The following is an 18020-nucleotide window of genomic DNA, read 5'->3' on the forward strand; positions in this document are numbered from 1 at the left end:
TTAGTAGCGCAAAAGTAAGAAGTTCTTATGGGTTTGCCGCTAAAATAGGCGTGTAAAAATTGGCACAGTAAATATTAGTAATCACTATTGTCCGGTAAAGAACCAAGATCCCCGAAAGTTCGGGGCTGCAAGAAAAAAGAAAAAAGACTAAATTGTAACTAGCTAATAATTGTAATCTTTCATATATATTATTCTTCAACAACCCTTTAAAGATTTCAATTAGCAATGAGGGTAATTATGAGATCGCTGTTAGGCTCTATTATAAAAGAGAACGTGCTATTTGGTAATATTTTTATCTGACATCAATGTATTAGTAATAATGACTTCTGAAATTCTTCAAAGAATCCTGAAAAATTAAAACTAAAAAAACCTGAAGTTTAAACCTCAGGTTTTTTAGCTTTAAGCTCTCGCTTCCAATTTCCGTTGCTTCCTCGCTTTCCGTTTATTTGCGGTTTTTACTTTCGCCCGGTTTACCAGGTAGAACATCACCGGTACCACAATTAGGGTTAAGAAAGTGGCAAATACCAATCCGAAGATCACCGTCCAGGCCAATGGTCCCCAAAAGATTACGTTATCTCCCCCAATAAATACCTGGGGATCATAATCTATAAACAAGCTAAAGAAATCTATATTTAATCCTACCGCAAGCGGAATTAAACCAAGCACGGTAGTAATCGCGGTAAGCAATACCGGGCGCAACCTGGATCTACCGCCTCTCACAATAACATCAAAATATTGAGGTTTGGTTAGAAGGTCATCGTCGTCTAAATTAAGATCGCGTTTTTTACGATCTATGAGTATTTGGGTATAATCTATCAAAACAATGGCGTTGTTTACCACAATACCAGCAAGGGAAATAATTCCCATCATCGTCATAATTATGATAAAGTCCATTTGAAAAATGATCAATCCAAGGAATACGCCTACCAAACTAAGTACTACCGCCATAATAATAATGATAGGTTTGGAGATAGAGTTAAATTGAGCTACCAGGATAAGCAATATTCCACCAAGAGCAATGAGCAGGGCTTTTACCAGGAAGTCCATATTCTCTTCCTGTTCCTCCTGTTCCCCGGTAAATTTTAAATCGATATCCTTCGGAAGTTCATAATTTTTTAAAGCCGATTTTAACTGACCTACAATTTCATTTCCATTATATCCCTGTAGCACATTAGAGTAAAGCGTAATTACCCTTTTTAGGTCTTTTCGTTTAATAGAACTAAACGACGATGAGGATTCTTTAGTAACTAACGACGAAATAGGCACCTGAATTAACTCCCCGGTATTTTGATCTTTAAAAGTAATGGGTTGATTAAACAGGATGTTTTCATTGTAACGATACTCATCTGCAAAACGCACATTTATCTCATAATCATCTTCACCATCTTTATAAGTAGAAATCTCCTCCCCATAGATGGCCCTACGCAGCGTTTGCCCCACCTGGGAGGTAGAGACACCAAGTTGACCTGCTTTCTTTCTATCTACTTTTACACTTAACTCGGGTTTGGATTTGTTAACATCTAACTTAAGCTCTTCAATCCCGGCGATACTAAGTTCGTTGATGTAAGATCGCAAATCTTCCGCTTCAGAAAGTAGATTTTCATAATCCTCTCCCTTTAGTTCAATATTAATGGGATAGCCGGTTGGTGGGCCGGCGGCATCTTTTTCTACTACAATAGAGGCTCCCGGAAAACCTTGCACTGCATCCCTAACTATAGATAACACCTCGCTACTGCTAACGCCGCGTCTTTCATTAAATTCCCGCATAGAAAGGGTTACTTTGGCTTTATGCGGCATTTCATTTTGCTGCCCGCCATCGGTTTGCGGATTTCCTGCACCTTCACCCACCTGGGAGATTGCAGATTCTACCATGAAGTTATAGCCATCTTCATCTTCATATATTTCAATGGCATCCATAATGCGTTGCTCTACTTTTTTTGCTAGCGCGTTGGTTTTATGAATATCGGTACCTTCAGGGTATTCAATATAGGTGATTACCTGGTTGGGTTCATTTTCTGGGAAAAACAACACTTTTGGTTGCACTAAGCCAATGAGTACAAAAGATAACACCAGTAAAATTAAAGTTCCGAAGAAAAATACATAAGCCATTTTTCCGCGTAGCGCATATTTTAGCGTCTTCTCATAAGCGTTCTCCATCTTTTTTAGCGCATTGGTCTGGAAGTATTCTACACCTCTGGAAATAAAATATTTATATGCCCATAGTAACAATGCGATGAGAACTAGAATATTTCCTAATGCTCGAAGTGCCCCGGCATCTACTACGAAACCAAGAACAAGTAAAATTGCGCCAAAAGCTACCAGGCCGCCGCTTACTCTAATGAGTTTCTTCTTAGTGAACTCTTCTTCCTCTGTGCGCATAAACTGCGAGGTAAGCATAGAGTTGATGATAAGCGCCACGAAAAGTGATGAGCCCAGAACAATGGATAGTGTGATGGGGAAAATTACCATAAAACTACCAATTATTCCCGGCCAGAGTCCCAATGGAAAGAATGCCGCAAGAGTAGTTGCCGTAGAAGCGATAATGGGCCAGGCGATTTCCCCAAGTCCCTGTTTGGCAGCTTGCTTTCTGGGCATGCCCTCGTCCATTAGCGTATAAACATTTTCTACAACCACAATACCATTATCTACCAGCATTCCCAGTCCCATTACCAGGGCAAAGAGTACCATGGTATTTAGGGTGTACCCCATACTGGAAAGGATGATGTAAGAGAGGAACATAGAGAGGGGAATGGCAATTCCTACAAATAATGCGTTTCTAAATCCAAGGAAAAACATCAAGACCAAAACCACTAAAATCACCCCAAAGATGATGTTATTCACCAGGTCATCTACCTGACTTTTGGTATTGGTGGAAAGATCATTAGAAAGACTAATATGCAAACTTTCTGGCAGGTATTCTTCCTCTTCTTTCTTTATAATTTCCTTAATTTCATCTACCGCCTCAATCATATTTTTACCGGCACGCTTTTTAATATCAAGCATCACCACCGGTTGGCCATATTCCCGGGCAAAAGTTGTGGCATCTTTTTCTCTAAAATTAATTTGGGCGACATCTTTTAGAAAAATATTCCCGCCTTCTCTTTTTACCACTACGTCTTTTAATTCGCTGGGGTCTTCAATTTCACCAATAATCCTTATATTCTTTTGTACCCCGCTGGTAATGACATTTCCTCCAGAGATCGTTCTGTTTTCGGCACTTATTGCGTTAATAATATTGGAGAAACTCACTTTTGAAGCGGTCATTTTATAAATATCTACCGCAATCTCAACTTCCATCTCTTCGGCTCCCCTAATACTGGCTTCTTTTATTTGTGGAAGCAATTCTATGCGATCCTGAAGATATTCTGCATATTCCTTTAACTGTTGTACTGTGTAGTCACCGGTTAAATTGATATTTAGAATTGGCATTTCTTCTGAAATATTCAGATCGAAAACATTGGGCTCTACCTTGCCGCCGTTATCCAGGGTAGGCCAGGTCGTCTCTGCTTTTACTAAATCTACCTTATCCTTTATCTGGGTTTTGGCACTTTCTACCTGTACATCTTCTTCAAATTCTACAATTACCAAAGAATAATCCTGAAAGGTAGAAGAGGTGATTTCTTTAACCCCGGCAACATCGTTAAATTCTTCTTCTAAAGGTTCGGTGATAAATTTCTCAACATCTTCGGCCGAGTTACCCGGGTTTATGGAGCTTACATAAATTTTAGTCTCTACCACCTCGGGGAAGGTCTCCCGTGGCATACTGTAGTAAGACATAAGACCACCAATCATAATAATGGCAATAATTACATATACCGTCATTTTATTGTTGATCGCCCAGGAGGAAAGCTTAAATTCTCTATCTAAATTCATTATGCCTTAATTTCTTATTTTAACTTTCTGCCCATCCCTTAGGTTTTTGGCACCTTCCAGAATTAGGGTTTGTTGTGGTTCAAGCCCGCTTGTGATCTCTACCATATCTTTGTAGGAGTAACCTGTTTCAACGATCACACGCCGGGCTTTCGCTTCGTTTTCTCCTGTTTCTTCTTCAATCACAAAAACAACGCTCTCGCCTTTTGCATTTTTTAGCAAGGCATTCTCGGGTACTACCATGGCATTCTCTGCGGTATAGTCGTTTAGTTTGAGCGTGGCAATTTGATTGGGTTTTATTTTTCCCTGCTCATTAGGGATGGCTACTTCAATAGTGAAAGAACGGTTATTGGGGTTTATGGTATTTCCAACCCTTCTAATTTTTCCTTCAAAATCTTTATTTAAAGAGCTTATATCCACAAGTACTTCGGTACCTTTACTAATATGGTTGAGGTAACTTTCGGGAACCTCGGCTTTTATGTACATATCGCTAAGGTTTACCAATTGGAACAACCTGTTTTGTCCGGGGGAAACTACTTCTCCTTCTTCGGTAAAAACTTCATCTATAATGCCGCTAAAAGGGGCTCTAACTACCGTTTTTTCCAATTGGGCTTTTAACCGGTTTACCGAGCTTTTCAAACCTTCATAATTAGCTTTGGTCTCTAAATACTGTATTTCTGAACCAATATTTTGATCCCAAAGACGCTTTTGGCGTTCATACGTGGTTTTTGCAAGGTTTGCATTGGTTTCCAATTGTGCCAGCTCGCTGGAGAGTCCGCCGTCGTCAATTTTTGCCAGCACCTGGCCTTTCTTAATGTTTTGTCCCTCTTTAACGCGAACTTCACTTAAAATTCCCGAGTATTCTGGATAAATAATAATATTCTCATTTGTGGTTACATCTCCCTGTACTTCGGCATAATGTTTAAATAAGGTGTCGCCAATTTTATGGGTTGTTACCAAATCTAAACGCTTGCTTTTATCCAGTTTATGTATAGCTTCGTCCAGTCTATCTATTTTTGCGTTTAGCTCACTTTGCTCTTTGCTTAGTTCAGATTTTTTATTTCTTATCTCGCTAAGGTTTCCGTTTTCAATAAGCTTCTCTACAGATTGTTCATTTTTTCCGCAGGAAACTATTAAAATTGGGATGCTTATTAAAAAGGCTAATTTTTTCATTGTTCTTTGTTGCTGAATATTATTCTTCATCGTTGTATTTTCTGGTATCCAAGAGGTTTTCTAATGCTACTTTTGTGGTAATTACATCTAGCATAGCTTGTAAATAATCCTGTTGCGCCTGGTATAATTGGCGTTGTGCTTCGCTAAGCTCAAAGCTGCTGGCGATTCCTTCAAAAAACTTCACCTGGTTTTTATTCTCTATACGCTGGGCAAGCTCGAGGTTTTTCTTCTTTGCCTGGTAGTTTTCTAAACTAAATTCATAATCGCTTTTTGCTGAGTTTATCTCACGTTTCACCTCATTTTCTGTCTCTTCCAGTTCTACCAGCGATTGTTGATAGGCAATCTTCTTTTGCGCTGTCCTGGCGCTTCGCATCCCGCTGCTAAAAATGGGAATGTCTAAACTTAAACCAACGATAGACTGTCCAAAATATTCCTGATCACTGTCAAAAAAGTTGAATTCCTGGCCAAAACCTTGCACGCCGTAATTTACAAACCCACTAAGCCTGGGCAGGGCTTTAGATTTTTCTAATTTAACTTCTATCTTTCTGGATTCTGCGGTATTTTTCGCAATGCGGTAATCTATATTTTCTTCAATGGGAATTTTTTTATTTAATAATGCAAGATCAAAATATTCCATTGTTAAATTGTCCAGTTCTTCTGTAAGCTTTACCGGGGTTTCTATGGGAAGGCCAATAGTGTGGTTAAACATCTCGTAAGCAATGGCTCGCATTCGTTTGCTTCGGCTTAAATTGTTTTTAAGGTTTAACAAAGTTATCTCCAATTGCTCAACATCTTCCTGTTCGGTAAGTCCGTTTTTGTAGATCTCGTTGGTTTCGTTATAATTCTGCTGCACATTATCTACGTTACTTTTAAGGATCGCAACGTTTTCTTCGGACAGCAAAACATTACCGTAGGCGTTGATAATGGCTTCTTTTATTTGAAGATCGGTTTTTGTTTTAGCGTTTTCTGAAATTTGCAGTAATGTTTTGGCAGATTGGATTCCTACAATGTAGGAGCCGTCAAAAATTAACTGGTTCCAGGTGGCTGTGGCGCTTACATTTTGTTTAGTGCCAAAAGTAACCGGAACAAAAGTGCCGGGCTCCCCACCGGCAATTTCTCCCGGTAGTAAGGTTACTGGTTGCTTTAAATAATTTTGGTAATCTGCTTTCCCGCTTATTTGGGGTAAGCCCTGGGCAATGATTTCCCATTTCTGCTTTAGGGCGATTTCAATATCTTTTTGAGCGTTAATGGAAGAGTAATTATTCTCCAGTCCAAATTTCACCGCTTCCTCCAGGGTAAAACTATATTTTTTTTCTCCCTCCTGGGCGAAACCACTTAAGGAGAGCATTAAAATAAAAAGGTATCTAAACTTCATTGTTTTTCTTATTGTCTTTTAAAAATGCTTCTAATGTTGCCAGGCCTTTTGGGGTGCAAATTGCTCGCAAGTGGTATTCCAATAAATAATCCATTAGTTTATTATTGCTGTATTCATCTTCAGAAAAAAGTGCTTTGTCTTTAATGGCAAGCAACCCGGCAAAATGAATTCTGCTCACAAAAGAGATTTGCATATTGGCTCTATAATCCCCAGTGGTTATCCCTCTTTGCAAATTGTCTATACCATATCGCTGGGTAATATTGAATTTTGTATTTCTAATCTTGTTATAAATTTTTGGGTAGTATTTTTTAAGCTGATATTGTGGAGATGTTTTTTCATTTTTTAGCATACGTTGCACATATACTTTCACTTTAAAATTCTCTACCACCGGGTTAAGATTTTCGGCTTTAAGACTGTCAATCCCAAGCTTAATTTCTTCTATTAACAGAGAAACACAGGCTTCTATTAATTTAGACTTTGTGCTATAATGGGCATAAATGGTTTTTTTTGATATCCCAATTTCATCGGCAATATCATCCATAGTAACGCTCTTAAACCCTTGCTGCAGAAACAATTCGGTAGCTTTATTTTGAATTTGCTCTTTCACATTAAACGAATTTTCGGCAAAAGTAAACTACGGAAACTTAAAAAACAAGAGAAGTTTCCATAGTTTAAAATAATTTAATTCAAAGAAAGAATTTGAAGTAGTGGCAATTATGTATTTTAGCCGGAAAAATTTTATAGTATGAAGTCCATTTCTGAGTATAGGGAGGCATTTACTGCTTATTTAGACCTGAAAGTGAAAACGAAGGAGCCAGAAAACCTGTATGAGCCCATGGAGTATATTCTTGGGTTAGGAGGCAAACGCTTAAGACCGGTTTTGGTGCTTATGACTAGCGAAATTTTTGACACTGATTACAAAAAAGCACTTGATGCTGCATTGGCGATAGAGATTTTTCATAATTTTTCCTTGGTGCATGATGATATTATGGACGATGCCCCCTTAAGGCGGGGCAATGAAACCGTGCACGAGCGTTGGGATATTAACACCGGGATTTTATCTGGCGATGCTATGTTGATAAACGCATATCAGCTTTTTGAAAGTTACCATGCTACTACTTTTAAAGAGCTGGCACAGCTTTTTACTAAAACGGCTATTCAGGTTTGTGAAGGGCAGCAGTATGATATTGATTTTGAAACAAGGGACGATGTTTCTATTCCAGATTATATTAGAATGATCGAATATAAGACAGCTGTTTTAGTTGGTGCTTCCTTGCAAATGGGCGCTATAGTTGCCAATACATCGGCAAGCTGTAAAAAAGCTGTTTATGAATTTGGTCGCCTGCTGGGAATTGCTTTTCAGCTTCAGGATGATTATTTAGATGCTTTTGGGAATCCTGAAACCTTTGGTAAACAGGTGGGTGGTGATATCATTGAAAACAAGAAAACCTTTCTATATTTAAAATCCTTGGAAACTTCAGAAAAAAATGAAGCGGCGCAATTAGAACATTTGTATACTATTAGTCCGGCAGATAATTCGGGAAAGATAGAAGCTGTAAAAACACTTTTTGAAAGTAGCGGGGCAGCAGAACTCACCCGAATGGAAATTCAGAAATACACCGAAAAGGCTTTTGAAGTACTCGAGAAAATTGATATAGACGAAGCCAGGAAATTACCGCTTAAACACTTTGGTGAATTACTAATGAACCGGGATGTATAAGTTGTGTGACTTTCCTTAAATTAAGGTTATTCGAAATTTAAGTCTTAACTTTGGGCTTATTGATAAAAAATAATCAATTTTATAGGCGGTATGGAGTTTTCTCAATGTTAAAATTCTTATAATTTCTAAGAGAAAAAGAGAATACTACAGGCTGTTTTTTGTAAAAACTGTAATTTTGTAATATTTTACACTTAAAAAGGAACATTAGTTTCACTTATGGATAAATTTTCATTTTTAAATGCTGCTCACACGGCATATTTCGCTGAACTATATGACCAATATCTTCAATACCCAGATAGTGTAGAGCCCAGTTGGAGGGCTTTTTTTCAGGGCTTTGATTTCGGGATGGAGGAAAGTGGAGTAACCCGGGAAATCATAGAAGAGGCTCCTGTAAAATTTGAGGAAGGTGATATACCAGAGCATGTACTAAAAGAATTTCAGGTAATCCGTTTAATTGATGGATACCGATCGCGTGGCCATTTGTTTACCAAAACAAACCCGGTTAGGGAGCGACGCAAATACCAGCCTACTCTTGCTTTAGAGAATTTTGGATTAGAGCAAAGTGACCTGGATACAAAGTTTAATGCCGGGGAAGTACTTGGCTTAGGCTCCAGTACCCTTAAGGAAATCGTTAACCATTTAGAGAATATCTATTGTGAATCTACCGGGGTAGAGTATATGTTTATACGTAAGCCCGAGGAGGTTGAATGGATACAAAATTGGTTGGGCGAGAATGAGCGCCACGGGGATTTTAGTACTGAAGACAAAAAGAAAATATTAAAAAAACTAAACCAGGCGGTATCTTTTGAAGCTTTTTTACATAGAAAATATGTGGGACAGAAACGTTTCTCCCTTGAAGGTGGTGAGAGCTTAATCCCTGCCCTGGATGTTTTGATTGAAAGAGCTTCAGATTATGGGGTGCGCGATTTTGTGATGGGAATGGCACACCGCGGGCGTTTAAACACGCTTACCAATATCTTTGGGAAAAGTGCTAAAGATATTTTTAGTGAATTTGACGGAAAAGACTATGAGCAGGATATTTTTGACGGGGATGTGAAGTATCACCTGGGCTGGACTTCTTGCCGACTTACCGATAACGGGAAAGGAATAAATATAAATTTAGCTCCAAACCCTTCCCATCTGGAGACCGTTGGTCCTGTAGTACAGGGGATTTCCCGGGCAAAACAAGACAGGCATTACGGTGGTGATAATATGAAAGTGTTACCAATCCTGGTTCATGGGGACGCAGCCATCGCAGGACAGGGAGTGGTTTATGAAGTTGTGCAAATGGCTCAATTGGAAGGCTATGAAACCGGGGGGACTATCCACATTGTGGTAAATAACCAAATAGGTTTTACTACCAATTATTTGGATGCCCGTTCTTCTACCTATTGTACCGATATAGGAAAAGTAACCAAGTCGCCGGTAATGCACGTAAATGCAGATGATGTTGAGGCTGTGGTACACGCGGTGAATTTCGCCCTTGATTTTAGAATGAAATTTAAGCGAGATGTTTTCATAGATTTACTGGGTTATAGAAAATATGGGCATAATGAAGGTGACGAACCTAAATTTACCCAGCCTAAACTTTATAGAGCCATTGCAAAGCATAAAAATGCACGGGATATATATGCTGAAAAGCTTATAGCGGCAAATGTTATAGATGACGACTACCTCAATAAGCTGGAAGAAGAGTATAAAGCCGACCTTGAGGAAAACCTGGAAGATTCCAAGAAAGTAAAAACTACCAGGATTACTCCATTTATGCAAGATGAATGGGAAGGTTTTGAAAATGTGTTCCAGGACGAAATGATGAAGGGGATCGATACTACCTATAATATGGACGATCTGGATCTTGTGGCTAAAGCGATTTCCAAACTTCCCGAGGATAAAACTTTTATGCGTAAGGTTAAGAAAATTATAGAACTGCGTAAAAAGCAATACTTCGAGGATGATAAGTTAGATTGGGCTATGGGAGAGCACCTCGCCTACGGTTCACTTTTAAAAGAAGGCTTTAATGTGCGCATAAGCGGTCAGGATAGTGAGCGGGGTACTTTTTCACACCGTCACGCTCTGGTTAAAGTTGAAGATAGTGAAGAAGAGATTATCCTGCACAATAATATAGAAGGCAGGGATGGAGATTTCTTTGTTTACAATTCCCCGCTTTCAGAATATGGGGTAATGGGCTTTGATTATGGATATGCTATGGCGAGTCCCAAAACTTTAACTATTTGGGAGGCTCAATTTGGAGACTTTGTAAATGGAGCACAAATTTTAATAGATCAATACCTTTCTGCCGCAGAGGATAAATGGAAACTGCAGAATGGATTAGTGTTGTTCTTGCCACATGGTTACGAAGGGCAGGGGGCCGAGCATTCTTCCGGTAGAATGGAGCGTTTTCTCCAGTTATGTGCAAAAGATAATTTGTATGTAGCAGATGTGACTACCCCCGCGAATATGTTTCATTTGTTAAGAAGACAGATGAAATTAGGGTTTAGAAAACCATTGGTGATTTTTACGCCCAAGAGTTTATTGAGAAACTCTAATGTGATTTCTACCAAAGAAGAATTTGCAAACGGAAGTTTCCAAACACTTTTAGATGATCCTGAAGCTAAAGTCAAAAAAGTGAAATCCCTGGTGTTTTGTACCGGTAAGTTCTATTATGATTTGTTGGAATATAAGAAAGAGAACGATCGCGATGATGTGGCACTTGTTCGAATAGAACAGTTGTTCCCCTTACCAAAAGACAGGATTAACGAAATAATTAAAAAGTATAAAAACGCCAAAGATGTAGTGTGGGCACAGGAAGAACCCAGGAATATGGGTGCTTACGGCTACTTACTTCTACATTTAGAACAAGCCAGGGACTTTAGGGTTTGTAGCAGGAAATTTTATGGTTCGCCCGCTGCTGGAAGTACCGTAAGGTTTAAAAAACGACACGAAAAAGTGATCGCAAGCGTTTTTGATCAATCAATAGATAATTAATAAATTCAAATTACGAATATATGTTTTCGCAATGTCGAAAACTTTAAAATAAAAACAGAAATCATGGCCTTAGAAATGAAAGTTCCTTCTCCGGGAGAATCGATAACCGAAGTTGAAATAGCCGAATGGTTAGTTGAAGACGGCGATTACGTAGAAAAAGATCAGGCAGTTGCCGAAGTAGATAGTGATAAAGCTACGCTGGAACTCCCTGCGGAAGCGAGCGGAATTATAACACTAAAAGCTGAAGAAGGAGATGCCGTTGCAGTAGGAGAAGTGGTTTGTCTTATAGATACCGAAGCCGAAAAACCCGGTGGAGGTGACGAGGATAAAAAAGAGGAAAAAGAATCTTCCAAAGAAGAGGAAAAGGAGTCTTCAGAGGAAAATGAAAAAGAATCGAAAGATGAAACTTCTGAAGAAAAAGACAAGAGCGAAAAGGATAAAACCAAGGGAGATGCAAAGACTCAAACGCCTTCTAAATCCAGCACTCCTTCACAAAAACAGGATTCTTATGCAAAGGGGAGTCCTTCTCCTGCAGCCAAAAAGATTTTAGATGAGAAAGGTGCAGATGTTAAGGATGTAAAAGGCAGTGGCAAAGACGGTCGCGTTACAAAAGAAGACGCACTGCAGGCCAAAGCTTCTATGGGAAGTCCCGGGAAAGGGAAACGTGGAGAGTCTCGTAAAAAGATGTCTATGCTACGCAGAAAAGTTGCCTCCCGACTTGTTTCTGTTAAAAATGATACGGCCATGTTAACTACTTTTAATGAAGTAGATATGCAGCCGATATTTAACCTAAGGAAAAAATACAAAGAAGAGTTTAAAGACAAGCACGGGGTAAGTTTAGGCTTTATGTCTTTCTTTACGCTGGCTGCGGTAAGGGCCTTAGAGCAGTATCCAGATGTGAACTCTATGTTAGATGGGGATTATAAAATCAAATATGATTATCAGGATATTAGTATTGCGGTATCTGGTCCTAAAGGTTTAATGGTGCCGGTAATTAGAAATGCAGAAAATCTAAGCTTTAGAGGTGTGGAAGAAGAAGTTAAAAATCTTGCTACCCGCGCCAGGGATGGTAAAATTACTGTAGATGAAATGACCGGTGGTACTTTTACTATTACTAACGGCGGAGTTTTTGGTTCCATGCTTTCTACACCAATTCTTAATCCTCCACAAAGTGCGATTCTTGGAATGCATAATATTGTAGAGCGTCCTGTTGCTATAGATGGCCACGTAGAAATACGTCCCATAATGTATATAGCGCTTTCTTATGACCATAGAGCAATTGATGGTAAAGAGTCAGTTGGGTTCCTTGTGGCGATTAAAGAAGCGATTGAAAATCCGGAGGAATTGTTAATGGATAACGATGTAAAAAGAGCACTGGAGCTCTAATTCTCGTTTCGATAGATTCAGTATTACAAAATAGTGCCACGTATTCATTAGATTTATTGATGAATACGTGGCTTTTTTATTTTGAATATCTAAATTTACCCTACGCCGGGTTTTGCTATGAAGACAATAAACCACAAGAATGTTTTGTTATTATTATCCATAAAAGATATTGCTCGTCCGGATGAAAAAGAGCGATATTGATGCAATAAATTTAGTTTGAAAGTGTAAAAAGAATTGCTGCCTATTTACGAATATTCTTTATCAGGTCATTACGGGATATCGTTTTCCCGGTGTGCTAAAGTCGCCAATTGTCAAAACACAAGTTTCTTTTCTTTAAATAGGTATAAAGCTTAAAATGACAGCATAAAAAGATTGAAGATATTTAAAAGTAAAACGCAGACAACCAGTATGCTTATAAGAATAAACATAAAATTATCTCGGGGGGTACTTTTAGGCATCGCTGACATAAACATTATTTTGAATAAAAATAGATGAATAGCAGATCTGATGCAACGGGGGAAATCCCCCTTTTTAAAAATTATTTTAAATAAAGAGCCGGTGCTTTATAGTCTATAACCGCTTTTCCTCTTTTAAGCAAATCGGCACCAATAATCCCGTGAACCTTCTCGGCTTCGTGATTTACTAAAGCTTCATTTACATGTCTTAGGTCGAAAAGCACTAAATCTACTTTTTTCTTTTTCCAGCCTTTAATTTCAATACGGTTTTTTTGGGCAATTTGGGTAAGCATATTGGTAGCACCTGCCCCGGCTGCTTTTACATCGCTATCCTCAGCCAATAGTTTGAAATGTTCTATAGATTCCAGGCCTACACAGGTGCTGGAAGCTCCTGTATCTAAAATAAAATTTCCTTCAATATTATTAATTTTGGCTACAAGTTCAAGATGTTGGGTTGTGGTATAGCTTAACTCAATGCGCTTAAAACCTTTTTCTTTCAGCAATTTTTTTAAAGATGACATTCTTTGTGTTTTTCACAAAGATAGGTCTTCAAAATAAATTAATTTTGCTTTTATGACGATAACCGATACACATATACATCTTTATAGCGAAGATTACGACCAGGATAGGGAAGAGCTTATAGAAAATGCTTTTCAGCAAAAGGTAAAACGCTTCTTTTTACCGGCCATAGATTCACAAACTACCCGGGCTATGTATAATTTACAGGCTAAATATCCCGAAAATGTCTTTTTAATGATGGGTTTACATCCTACCCATGTAAGGGATAATTCAGAATCGGGAGGTTATGAAGAAGAGTTAGCGCATGTTGCCAGGCAGTTTGAAAAAAAGAAATTTTATGCCGTGGGTGAAATAGGAATAGACCTGTATTGGGATAAATCTACTTTAAAAATTCAACAGGAAGCGTTTAGTTGGCAAATTAAACTTGCAAAAAAACATAAATTGCCAATCGTAATTCATTGTAGAGCCGCTTTTGATGAGGTTTTTGAAGTTTTGGAAGAAGAAAAGGATGAAAATCTCTTCGGAATTTTCCATTGTTTCACCGGGAATTTAGCCCAGGCAAAACAGGCACTTTCCTATAACCTCAAGTTGGGTATTGGCGGAGTAGTTACTTTTAAAAATGGAAAGATTGATAAATTTTTAAATGAAATTCCGCTGGGGCATATAGTATTAGAGACCGACGGACCTTATCTTTCCCCGGCTCCATATCGCGGTAAGCGGAACAAACCCGAGTACGTAGTTAAGGTCGCCGAAAAGCTTGCTGAAATATACGGTAAAACCCTTAGCGAAATTGCTGAAATTACTACTCAGAATTCAAAAGATATATTTAAGATTTAAGGCACATTAGAATAAAAATTTGTTCATTTGCTAAGCTAAGACCATTTTACGTGAAAAAATTTGAAGATATAAGATTCTATAAGGATGAAGAAATTCAACCTGCTGTGCAGGGATGTATTAAGCATCCTATGGTGAGAGCACTGTTAACCTATACTTTTCCAGAGAAAAGTTTTAAGGAAATTGAAGCTATTGTGGGAGAATGCCAATCTATTAGGGATTTTCAAACAAAAGTGATCTATAATTCTGTGCATCGTGTTTTGGAAAAAAGTGCCACGGGGCTCACTTATAGTGGGTTTGAGTCGTTAGAAAAAGATAAACCTTATTTTTATATATCCAATCACCGTGATATCGTTTTAGATACTTCCCTGCTAAATTACAGTCTTTATGAACAGGATTTAGTGATGACGGCTTCGGCAATTGGTGATAATTTAGTGCATAAACCTTTTTTAATGGCCCTGTCTAAATTGAACAGGAATTTCTTGGTTAAAAGAGGTCTTAGTCCGCGGGAAATGTTAAAAAGCTCGATGGTGCTTTCTGAATATATTAAGCACTTGTTGTTTGAAGAGGATAGATCTGTTTGGATGGCGCAACGAGAAGGTAGGACTAAAGACGGCAGCGATTATACACAACAAGGAGTTCTTAAAATGCTTGCAATGGCCCGGGGGAAAAAATCCCTGGCAGAATATTTCGCCGATCTTAAAATCGTTCCCGTGGCGATATCCTATGAATTTGATCCTACAGATATTCTAAAAATGCCGGAAATATTGGCGAAAAGAATGAAAGAAACTTATGTGAAGTCGGCAAATGAAGATTTTAATTCCATTATGCAGGGCGCGGTTGGGAATAAAGGCCGTATTCATATTAATGCGGGCGACGTGCTTAAAAAAGAAGTTTTTGAAAAAATAGAACGGGAAAATGATTCAGTAAATGCTCAGCTAAAGGCAGTGGCCAAAAAAATAGACGAGCACATTTATAAAAATTATAAGCTGTGGCCTGCAAATTATATTGCTTATGATCTTTTGAAAAACACAAAAAATTATTCCAATAAATATTCAGAAAAAGAAAAAAGACAATTCGATCGTCGTTTAAGCCGGCGTATTGATGTAAAAAATCCTTTGGCACTCAATAGTTATTTGTTAATGTATGCAAATCCTGTGATTAACAAAGAAGCGGTGTATGCAGAATAAAGCTAAAATACTTATCGTTTACACCGGGGGTACCATAGGTATGATAAAAGATTATGATACCGGCGTGCTCAAAGCTTTTAATTTTGATGAATTGCTGCAAAACATTCCCGAATTAAAGATACTGGAGCACGAAATAGATACCGTTAGTTTTAAAGAGCCTATAGATTCATCTAATATGAATCCCGAATGCTGGCTAGATATTGCTGAAATTATAAACGATAATTTCGATACATATGATGGGTTTGTAGTCTTGCACGGTAGCGATACTATGTCTTATACGGCTTCTGCCTTAAGTTTTATGTTTGAAAATCTTACCAAGCCTATTATTTTTACAGGTTCACAATTACCTATTGGCGATTTAAGAACAGATGCCAAAGAGAATCTTATTACCAGTATTCAGATTGCCGGTTTGCGAAAGAATGGTAGAGCTGTTATTTCTGAAGTGGGACTTTATTTTGAGTATAAACTATACCGGGGCAATCGCAGCACAAAAATAAATGCAGAGAATTTTCAGGCTTTTGCATCGCTTAATCATCCACCGCTTGCCGAGTCTGGTGTGTATCTTTCGGTAAATCACAATGCGTTATGGAAACCAAACCGAAGACAAAAGACAAAACTCAATAAAGGTTTTGATAACGAAGTATTGGTTTTAAAAATGTTTCCCGGGATAAATGCCAGTACTGTAGAGCATATCCTCTCCAAACCCGGTTTAAAAGGTGTGGTTTTAGAAACCTATGGAAGCGGAAATGCACCTAATGACGATTGGTTTTTAGATATTTTAGAAGAAAAAATAGCTAAAGGGCTATATGTGGTAAATGTGACCCAATGTATAGGGGGCAGTGTGATGATGGGGCTATATGAAACTAGCGTAAGGTTAAAAAAGATAGGTGTAGTTACAGGAAAAGACATAAGTACAGAGGCTGCAGTCGCAAAATTAATGTATCTTTTGGGCAAAAACCTCTCATCTAAAGTATTTAAAACTATCTTCGAAACCTCATTAAGAGGTGAAATGTTATAAAATTAACGCCAAATTCTTTTATGGAGTATATTTTTTTTCGTTATTTGGCGCAATGTTTAAAGTACACTAAGAAGAGAGGTGGCCGAGCGGTCGAAGGCGCACGCCTGGAAAGCGTGTATACGTTTAAGCGTATCGAGGGTTCGAATCCCTTCCTCTCTGCAAAATTTAATGTATTTTTATTAAAAATTTATTTTTATATCTTTAACCCTTTAACTAATTAAAATAAGACAAACAGTAATGAAAAGATTATTTTCTATTTTGGTAATCGCCGCGGGGATGGTACTAGGAGCCGGAAACCTCAATGCGGCCAACAATGTAAACACATTGCCGGGTACAATCGTAACTTTTGTACAAGATGAAGAGGCTGCTGCTGCCGCAGATGAGGTAGAAGAAGAGTCTCTAGGCTTCCACCAGGAGCTTAAAAAACGTTTTATAGAAGGTGGCCCTGCTTTTATGGGGGTTGTTCTTTTATGTTTAATTCTTGGTTTGGCAGTAGCCATTGAGAGAATTATCTTTTTAAACCTTTCTACTACTAATTCTAAGAAATTGGCCAGAGATGTTGAAGATGCACTACAAAGCGGTGGTGTTGAATCTGCAAAAGAAGTTTGTAGAAATACAAAGGGCCCTGTTGCTTCTATCTATTACCAGGGACTTGATCGTGCCGACGAAAGTATTGATGCTGCAGAAAAAGCGGTTGTAGCTTACGGCGGCGTGCAAATGGGACAATTGGAAAAGAACGTTTCCTGGGTGTCTTTATTTATCGCTATTGCGCCTATGCTTGGGTTTATGGGTACGGTGATTGGTATGATTACTGCCTTCGATAAAATTGAAGCAGCCGGTGATATGCAGCCTTCACTTGTGGCAGGTGGTATTAAGGTAGCACTTCTTACAACAGTATTTGGTTTGATTGTGGCTATTATCCTTCAAATTTTTTACAACTACATCATTGCTAAAATTGATAGCATTGTAAATGATATGGAAGATGCATCTATCACACTTATTGATATGTTGGTAGCTTACAAAAACAAAAAAAGAATCTAAGACCAGATTAAATTATGACTTTACATAAAATATTAAAATACGTATCCATCGTTTTAGGGGTATTGGGACTTGTCCTTTTAGGAAGGATCCTTGCCGAAAATGACGATGCGATAGAGGCCTCGGCCAGTTTGCAGAATAGCCTGCTCGATCCGTTTATGTATGTTGCTTATTTTGTACTTCTGGTTGTAATTGTATTGGTGGCTCTTTTTGTTATAAAAGGGCTTTTCCAGGGGAACATTAAAAACACACTTATCTCTCTGGGTGCATTTATAGCAGTAATTTTAATTGCATATCTTGTAACCGATGGATCTCAACAAACACTTAAAGACGGCGATTTGCTTTCTGCAAGTGGTGATCACTGGATAGGTGCAGGATTAGTAACATTCTATATACTTGCAAGTATTGCGATACTCGCAATGGTACTTTCAGGTATTAAAAAACTAATTAAGTAATA

13 protein-coding genes and 1 tRNA gene are annotated in these 18020 nt (G+C 38.2%); 9 read left to right on the forward strand and 5 right to left on the reverse strand.

Translation table 11 applies throughout. The features are described from left to right. Positions 1–399 precede the first annotated feature (399 nt). Genes BUA71_RS05860 through BUA71_RS05875 form a run of 4 tightly spaced genes read right to left on the reverse strand, consistent with a single transcriptional unit; the run spans position 400 to position 7025 of the window. Positions 400–3873, reverse strand: coding sequence for an efflux RND transporter permease subunit (locus tag BUA71_RS05860; RefSeq protein ID WP_072877665.1), 3474 nt, complete (start codon positions 3871–3873; stop codon positions 400–402). 6 nt (positions 3874–3879) lie between these two features. Continuing rightward, the gene (locus tag BUA71_RS05865) at positions 3880–5073 is read right to left on the reverse strand and encodes an efflux RND transporter periplasmic adaptor subunit (RefSeq protein ID WP_083572044.1); all 1194 of its coding nucleotides are present in this window, start codon (positions 5071–5073) and stop codon (positions 3880–3882) included. Continuing rightward, positions 5063–6418 (reverse strand): TolC family protein, encoded by a 1356-nt coding sequence (locus BUA71_RS05870; protein WP_072877667.1) that lies wholly within the window; start codon positions 6416–6418, stop codon positions 5063–5065. The genes BUA71_RS05865 and BUA71_RS05870 overlap by 11 nt, the downstream gene beginning before the upstream one ends. Then, entirely contained in the window at positions 6408–7025 is a 618-nt protein-coding gene (locus tag BUA71_RS05875) for a TetR/AcrR family transcriptional regulator (protein WP_072877669.1), read from the reverse strand. The genes BUA71_RS05870 and BUA71_RS05875 overlap by 11 nt, the downstream gene beginning before the upstream one ends. Positions 7026–7163: 138 nt before the next feature. Here BUA71_RS05875 and BUA71_RS05880 point away from each other — a divergent pair, with 138 nt between their 5' ends. The 3 genes from BUA71_RS05880 (at position 7164) to odhB (ending at position 12509) form a co-directional block, all read left to right on the forward strand. Further along, a complete protein-coding gene (locus BUA71_RS05880; RefSeq protein ID WP_072877671.1) occupies positions 7164–8138 on the forward strand; it encodes a polyprenyl synthetase family protein in 975 nt (324 codons plus the stop codon). 216 nt (positions 8139–8354) lie between these two features. Then, entirely contained in the window at positions 8355–11123 is a 2769-nt protein-coding gene (locus BUA71_RS05885) for a 2-oxoglutarate dehydrogenase E1 component (RefSeq protein ID WP_072877673.1), read from the forward strand. 63 nt (positions 11124–11186) lie between these two features. Continuing rightward, complete coding sequence (gene odhB, locus BUA71_RS05890) at positions 11187–12509, forward strand: 2-oxoglutarate dehydrogenase complex dihydrolipoyllysine-residue succinyltransferase (protein ID WP_072877675.1); 1323 nt, start codon at positions 11187–11189, stop codon at positions 12507–12509. A 538-nt stretch (positions 12510–13047) separates the two neighbouring features. On the opposite strand, the gene BUA71_RS05895 is transcribed toward odhB, so the two are convergent. Next, positions 13048–13485, reverse strand: a complete 438-nt coding sequence (locus BUA71_RS05895) for a retropepsin-like aspartic protease (protein WP_072877677.1) — start codon at positions 13483–13485, stop codon at positions 13048–13050. Positions 13486–13537: 52 nt separating this feature from the next. On the opposite strand from BUA71_RS05895, the gene BUA71_RS05900 reads away from it, so the two are divergent. The 6 genes from BUA71_RS05900 (at position 13538) to BUA71_RS05925 (ending at position 18018) form a co-directional block, all read left to right on the forward strand. Then, entirely contained in the window at positions 13538–14320 is a 783-nt protein-coding gene (locus tag BUA71_RS05900; RefSeq protein WP_072877679.1) for a TatD family hydrolase, read from the forward strand. 50 nt (positions 14321–14370) lie between these two features. Next, positions 14371–15507 carry a 1-acyl-sn-glycerol-3-phosphate acyltransferase gene (locus tag BUA71_RS05905; protein ID WP_072877680.1) on the forward strand — a complete coding sequence of 379 codons (1137 nt, stop codon included), beginning with the start codon at positions 14371–14373 and terminating at the stop codon, positions 15505–15507. Next, the gene (locus BUA71_RS05910; protein ID WP_072877682.1) at positions 15497–16525 is read left to right on the forward strand and encodes an asparaginase; all 1029 of its coding nucleotides are present in this window, start codon (positions 15497–15499) and stop codon (positions 16523–16525) included. The genes BUA71_RS05905 and BUA71_RS05910 overlap by 11 nt, the downstream gene beginning before the upstream one ends. Positions 16526–16597: 72 nt before the next feature. After that, a tRNA-Ser gene (locus tag BUA71_RS05915) sits at positions 16598–16684 on the forward strand. Positions 16685–16762: 78 nt separating this feature from the next. Continuing rightward, positions 16763–17566 carry a MotA/TolQ/ExbB proton channel family protein gene (locus tag BUA71_RS05920; protein ID WP_072877684.1) on the forward strand — a complete coding sequence of 268 codons (804 nt, stop codon included), beginning with the start codon at positions 16763–16765 and terminating at the stop codon, positions 17564–17566. 14 nt (positions 17567–17580) lie between these two features. After that, the gene (locus tag BUA71_RS05925; RefSeq protein WP_072877686.1) at positions 17581–18018 is read left to right on the forward strand and encodes a hypothetical protein; all 438 of its coding nucleotides are present in this window, start codon (positions 17581–17583) and stop codon (positions 18016–18018) included. Positions 18019–18020: the final 2 nt, after the last annotated feature.

It is taken from the genome of Salegentibacter echinorum (genome assembly GCF_900129445.1).
In the GTDB taxonomy this organism is placed as follows: domain Bacteria; phylum Bacteroidota; class Bacteroidia; order Flavobacteriales; family Flavobacteriaceae; genus Salegentibacter; species Salegentibacter echinorum.

What these genes read in the sequence shown, in the direction of transcription:
- BUA71_RS05860 (WP_072877665.1), bottom strand. Translation starts at nt 3,873, where the DNA reads ATGAATTTAGATAGAGAATTTAAGCTTTCCTCCTGGGCGATCAACAAT.
- BUA71_RS05880 (WP_072877671.1), top strand. Translation starts at nt 7,164, where the DNA reads ATGAAGTCCATTTCTGAGTATAGGGAGGCATTTACTGCTTATTTAGAC.
- odhB (WP_072877675.1), top strand. Translation starts at nt 11,187, where the DNA reads ATGGCCTTAGAAATGAAAGTTCCTTCTCCGGGAGAATCGATAACCGAA.
- BUA71_RS05895 (WP_072877677.1), bottom strand. Translation starts at nt 13,485, where the DNA reads ATGTCATCTTTAAAAAAATTGCTGAAAGAAAAAGGTTTTAAGCGCATT.
- BUA71_RS05910 (WP_072877682.1), top strand. Translation starts at nt 15,497, where the DNA reads ATGCAGAATAAAGCTAAAATACTTATCGTTTACACCGGGGGTACCATA.
- BUA71_RS05865 (WP_083572044.1), bottom strand. Translation starts at nt 5,073, where the DNA reads ATGAAGAATAATATTCAGCAACAAAGAACAATGAAAAAATTAGCCTTT.
- BUA71_RS05900 (WP_072877679.1), top strand. Translation starts at nt 13,538, where the DNA reads ATGACGATAACCGATACACATATACATCTTTATAGCGAAGATTACGAC.
- BUA71_RS05885 (WP_072877673.1), top strand. Translation starts at nt 8,355, where the DNA reads ATGGATAAATTTTCATTTTTAAATGCTGCTCACACGGCATATTTCGCT.
- BUA71_RS05920 (WP_072877684.1), top strand. Translation starts at nt 16,763, where the DNA reads ATGAAAAGATTATTTTCTATTTTGGTAATCGCCGCGGGGATGGTACTA.
- BUA71_RS05870 (WP_072877667.1), bottom strand. Translation starts at nt 6,418, where the DNA reads ATGAAGTTTAGATACCTTTTTATTTTAATGCTCTCCTTAAGTGGTTTC.
- BUA71_RS05925 (WP_072877686.1), top strand. Translation starts at nt 17,581, where the DNA reads ATGACTTTACATAAAATATTAAAATACGTATCCATCGTTTTAGGGGTA.